We start from the raw sequence: 5,764 nt of genomic DNA, 5'->3' as shown, positions 1-5,764 counted from the left end.
TTGTCAGGTGATGGTTTCTGGGTTGATGAGAGACGCGTTGCCGGGGGTGACAAAAAACTGCTTGACGAGATGGTGGTGGTGGTACATAATCTCGCTTCTGTTCTGCAGCAAAACAGCGCGGCGGAGCAAAAGTGGTGGTGTTTGCGGTGAATCGACGGGTCGCCTAGTGCGAGGGAATGCCCAGCCAGTCGTTAAACGGTTCTTTAAAAATTTACAGCCGATAAGTGTGGGCGCTTGGTGACGGATGCGCGTTTGTTGGTTTAGGCCGATGAGCGCAAAGCAAAAGTATCAAGAGCTCGCACAAGAGAAGAAGTAAGGGTATGAATTTCGGTTCGTACTACTTGTTGATTCTTGAGTTGAGCGACCTATTCGGAAGAATAGAAAACAGTAACAGAGATTAAACTTAAGAGTTTGATCCTGGCTCAGATTGAACGCTGGCGGCATGCCTTACACATGCAAGTCGAACGGTAACAGGGAGCTTGCTCCGCTGACGAGTGGCGAACGGGTGAGTAATACATCGGAACGTGTCCTGTAGTGGGGGATAGCCCGGCGAAAGCCGGATTAATACCGCATACGATCTAAGGATGAAAGCGGGGGATCTTCGGACCTCGCGCTATAGGGGCGGCCGATGGCAGATTAGCTAGTTGGTGGGGTAAAGGCCTACCAAGGCGACGATCTGTAGCTGGTCTGAGAGGACGACCAGCCACACTGGGACTGAGACACGGCCCAGACTCCTACGGGAGGCAGCAGTGGGGAATTTTGGACAATGGGCGCAAGCCTGATCCAGCAATGCCGCGTGTGTGAAGAAGGCCTTCGGGTTGTAAAGCACTTTTGTTCGGGAAGAAAAGGCGAGGGCTAATATCCTTTGCTGATGACGGTACCGGAAGAATAAGCACCGGCTAACTACGTGCCAGCAGCCGCGGTAATACGTAGGGTGCAAGCGTTAATCGGAATTACTGGGCGTAAAGCGTGCGCAGGCGGTTTGTTAAGACAGATGTGAAATCCCCGGGCTTAACCTGGGAACTGCATTTGTGACTGGCAGGCTAGAGTGTGGCAGAGGGGGGTGGAATTCCGCGTGTAGCAGTGAAATGCGTAGATATGCGGAGGAACATCGATGGCGAAGGCAGCCCCCTGGGCCAACACTGACGCTCATGCACGAAAGCGTGGGGAGCAAACAGGATTAGATACCCTGGTAGTCCACGCCCTAAACGATGTCAACTAGTTGTTGGGGATTCATTTCCTTAGTAACGTAGCTAACGCGTGAAGTTGACCGCCTGGGGAGTACGGTCGCAAGATTAAAACTCAAAGGAATTGACGGGGACCCGCACAAGCGGTGGATGATGTGGATTAATTCGATGCAACGCGAAAAACCTTACCTACCCTTGACATGGTCGGAACCCTTGAGAGATCAGGGGGTGCTCGAAAGAGAACCGATACACAGGTGCTGCATGGCTGTCGTCAGCTCGTGTCGTGAGATGTTGGGTTAAGTCCCGCAACGAGCGCAACCCTTGTCCTTAGTTGCTACGCAAGGGCACTCTAAGGAGACTGCCGGTGACAAACCGGAGGAAGGTGGGGATGACGTCAAGTCCTCATGGCCCTTATGGGTAGGGCTTCACACGTCATACAATGGTCGGAACAGAGGGCTGCCAACCCGCGAGGGGGAGCTAATCCCAGAAAACCGATCGTAGTCCGGATTGCACTCTGCAACTCGAGTGCATGAAGTTGGAATCGCTAGTAATCGCGGATCAGCATGCCGCGGTGAATACGTTCCCGGGTCTTGTACACACCGCCCGTCACACCATGGGAGCGGGTTTCACCAGAAGTAGGTAGCTTAACCGCAAGGAGGGCGCTTACCACGGTGGGATTCGTGACTGGGGTGAAGTCGTAACAAGGTAGCCGTATCGGAAGGTGCGGCTGGATCACCTCCTTTCTCGAGCTTGAAGCATAAGTTGCTAAAGCGCTCACGCTTATCGGCTGTCATACGACAGGCTGTAGGGTCTGTAGCTCAGTCGGTTAGAGCACCGTCTTGATAAGGCGGGGGTCGTTGGTTCGAATCCAACCAGACCCACCATCTTGGTCTGGTTGGTTGCGCTAACTGGTGTGGTTGGGTGACGAACTAAGGGATGTACCTACAGTAGTAGTGGTGTCTTGGGGGTTTAGCTCAGCTGGGAGAGCACCTGCTTTGCAAGCAGGGGGTCGTCGGTTCGATCCCGTCAACCTCCACCAATTCCTAAGCTAAAGGGTATTTGTTGCGTATCCGCGAGGATGTGCGCTGAGTGCGTTTTAGCTTAGGCTTGGCCTAACACTGATGGATTCGATGAGAATCTAAATCGGCTGTCGTTCTTTAACAATTTGGAAGAAGTTCAATTCAATGGTGGCGTGCTGTGCGTTAGAGATGGCGTGCGGGATGCTGCCGAAATTTGGGTTGAGATTGTATCGAGAAGTATCTCAAAGCAGTGTGTCTTGAGAGAGGCGCACGAAATTGGAATACGGCACAACACCGATACTCACCTATGGCGTGACGTGTGCAGCGATGCAGACGTACTCGTTATAGGGTCAAGCGAATAAGTGCATGTGGTGGATGCCTTGGCGATTACAGGCGATGAAGGACGCGGTAGCCTGCGAAAAGCTTCGGGGAGCTGGCAAACGAGCTTTGATCCGGAGATGTCCGAATGGGGAAACCCGGCCCGAATGGGTCATCCTTGACTGAATCCATAGGTCAAGAGAAGCGAACGCGGTGAACTGAAACATCTAAGTAGCCGCAGGAAAAGAAATCAACCGAGATTCCCAAAGTAGTGGCGAGCGAAATGGGAAGAGCCTTGTACCTTTTAGCATGTGAGTTAGCAGAACGCTCTGGAAAGTGCGGCCATAGCAGGTGATAGCCCTGTATGCGAAAGCTTATGTGTGGAACTAGGGGTACGACAAGTAGGGCGGGACACGTGAAATCCTGTCTGAAGATGGGGGGACCATCCTCCAAGGCTAAATACTCGTAATCGACCGATAGTGAACCAGTACCGTGAGGGAAAGGCGAAAAGAACCCCGGGAGGGGAGTGAAATAGATCCTGAAACCGCATGCATACAAACAGTCGGAGCCTCTTAATGGGGTGACGGCGTACCTTTTGTATAATGGGTCAGCGACTTACGTTCAGTAGCAAGCTTAACCGACTAGGGAAGGCGTAGCGAAAGCGAGTCCGAATAGGGCGCTTTAGTTGCTGGGCGTAGACCCGAAACCAGACGATCTATCCATGGCCAGGATGAAGGTGCGGTAACACGTACTGGAGGTCCGAACCCACTAATGTTGAAAAATTAGGGGATGAGCTGTGGATAGGGGTGAAAGGCTAAACAAGTCTGGAAATAGCTGGTTCTCTCCGAAAACTATTTAGGTAGTGCCTCGTGTATCACCTTCGGGGGTAGAGCACTGTAATGATTGTTGGGTCCATTGCGGATTACTTCGTCATAGCAAACTCCGAATACCGAAGAGTGCAATCACGGGAGACAGACATCGGGTGCTAACGTCCGGTGTCAAGAGGGAAACAACCCAGACCGCCAGCTAAGGTCCCCAAGATTGGCTAAGTGGGAAACGAAGTGGGAAGGCTAAAACAGTCAGGAGGTTGGCTTAGAAGCAGCCATCCTTTAAAGAAAGCGTAATAGCTCACTGATCGAGTCGTCCTGCGCGGAAGATGTAACGGGGCTAAGCCAGTCACCGAAGCTGCGGATGCAGATTTATCTGCATGGTAGGAGAGCGTTCTGTAAGCCTGTGAAGGTGTCTTGAGAAGGATGCTGGAGGTATCAGAAGTGCGAATGCTGACATGAGTAGCGATAAAGGGGGTGAAAAGCCCCCTCGCCGTAAGCCCAAGGTTTCCTACGCAACGTTCATCGGCGTAGGGTGAGTCGGCCCCTAAGGCGAGGCAGAAATGCGTAGCTGATGGGAAGCAGGTTAATATTCCTGCACCATTGTTAGATGCGATGGGGGGACGGATCGCGGAAGGTTGTCCGGGTGTTGGAAGTCCCGGTCCTTGTATTGGAGAAGGCGCTTAGGCAAATCCGGGCGCGGAATTCAAGGGTACGAGGCGAGCTGCTTAAAGCGGCGAAGCAATTGGAAGTGGTTCCAAGAAAAGCCTCTAAGCTTCAGTCTAACAAGACCGTACCGCAAACCGACACAGGTGGGCGAGATGAGTATTCTAAGGCGCTTGAGAGAACTCGGGAGAAGGAACTCGGCAAATTGGTACCGTAACTTCGGGATAAGGTACGCCCTTGTAGCTTGACAGGCCTGCGCCTGGAGGGTGAAGGGGTTGCAATAAACTGGTGGCTGCGACTGTTTAATAAAAACACAGCACTCTGCAAACACGAAAGTGGACGTATAGGGTGTGACGCCTGCCCGGTGCCGGAAGATTAAATGATGGGGTGCAAGCTCTTGATTGAAGTCCCGGTAAACGGCGGCCGTAACTATAACGGTCCTAAGGTAGCGAAATTCCTTGTCGGGTAAGTTCCGACCTGCACGAATGGCGTAACGATGGCCACACTGTCTCCTCCCGAGACTCAGCGAAGTTGAAGTGTTTGTGATGATGCAATCTCCCCGCGGCTAGACGGAAAGACCCCATGAACCTTTACTGTAGCTTTGCATTGGATTGTGAACAAATCTGTGTAGGATAGGTGGGAGGCTATGAAGCAGGGACGCCAGTTCTTGTGGAGCCACCCTTGAAATACCACCCTGGTTTGTTTGCGGTTCTAACCTTGGTCCCTGAATCGGGATTGGGAACAGTGCATGGTAGGCAGTTTGACTGGGGCGGTCTCCTCCCAAAGTGTAACGGAGGAGTACGAAGGTACGCTAAGTACGGTCGGAAATCGTGCTCATAGTGCAATGGCATAAGCGTGCTTAACTGCGAGACCCACAAGTCGAGCAGGTGCGAAAGCAGGTCATAGTGATCCGGTGGTTCTGTATGGAAGGGCCATCGCTCAACGGATAAAAGGTACTCTGGGGATAACAGGCTGATACCGCCCAAGAGTTCATATCGACGGCGGTGTTTGGCACCTCGATGTCGGCTCATCTCATCCTGGGGCTGTAGCCGGTCCCAAGGGTATGGCTGTTCGCCATTTAAAGAGGTACGTGAGCTGGGTTTAAAACGTCGTGAGACAGTTTGGTCCCTATCTGCCGTGGGCGTTGGATATTTGAAGGGGGCTGCTCCTAGTACGAGAGGACCGGAGTGGACGAACCTCTGGTGTACCGGTTGTCACGCCAGTGGCATCGCCGGGTAGCTATGTTCGGAAGAGATAACCGCTGAAAGCATCTAAGCGGGAAACTTGCCTTAAGATGAGATATCCCTGGGAACTTGATTCCCCTAAAGGGTCGTTCGAGACCAGGACGTTGATAGGCTGGGTGTGTACGGACAGTAATGTCCTTAGCTAACCAGTACTAATTGCCCGTGAGGCTTGATCCTATAACCAGTGCGTTTGTGTGTAAGACGGCCAGAGAAACAGGCCGCCACCCAGGCGCGCGAGGTGAGTGAAACAATCGGTGGACATGTGCCCGATACAGCTCAACCCAAAGCGGTAAGAACACAGAAGCGAACTTCTTCCAGATTGGTGCCGTGGCACTGCCAACGGCACAACCCTCTTTGCCTGATGACCATAGCGAGTCGGTCCCACCCCTTCCCATCCCGAACAGGACCGTGAAACGACTCCACGCCAATGATAGTGCGGATTGCCCGTGTGAAAGTAGGTAATCGTCAGGCTCCCAATGCTGAAATCCATACGCCCCGACTCA

At 52.7% G+C, this 5,764-nt stretch carries 2 tRNA genes and 3 rRNA genes; all 5 read left to right on the top strand.

From position 1 onward, the window contains the following. Positions 1–399 precede the first annotated feature (399 nt). The 5 genes from WM40_RS25495 to rrf all read left to right on the top strand — a co-directional run bounded on the left by WM40_RS25495 (position 400) and on the right by rrf (position 5,732). Positions 400–1,930, top strand: a 16S ribosomal RNA gene (locus WM40_RS25495). Positions 1,931–1,994: 64 nt separating this feature from the next. Further along, positions 1,995–2,071 (top strand) — tRNA-Ile (locus WM40_RS25490). 79 nt (positions 2,072–2,150) lie between these two features. Further along, positions 2,151–2,226 (top strand) — tRNA-Ala (locus WM40_RS25485). A 328-nt stretch (positions 2,227–2,554) separates the two neighbouring features. After that, a 23S ribosomal RNA gene (locus WM40_RS25480) occupies positions 2,555–5,438 on the top strand. Between the two features lie 180 nt (positions 5,439–5,618). Beyond that, positions 5,619–5,732, top strand: a 5S ribosomal RNA gene (gene rrf, locus WM40_RS25475). Together the 16S, 23S and 5S rRNA genes with 2 tRNA genes alongside form the textbook arrangement of a ribosomal RNA operon. The last annotated feature ends 32 nt before the right edge of the window (positions 5,733–5,764 follow it).

This window comes from Robbsia andropogonis (assembly GCF_000970345.1).
Taxonomy (GTDB): domain Bacteria; phylum Pseudomonadota; class Gammaproteobacteria; order Burkholderiales; family Burkholderiaceae; genus Robbsia; species Robbsia andropogonis.
This window is presented reverse-complemented; position numbering and strand designations above follow the sequence as displayed.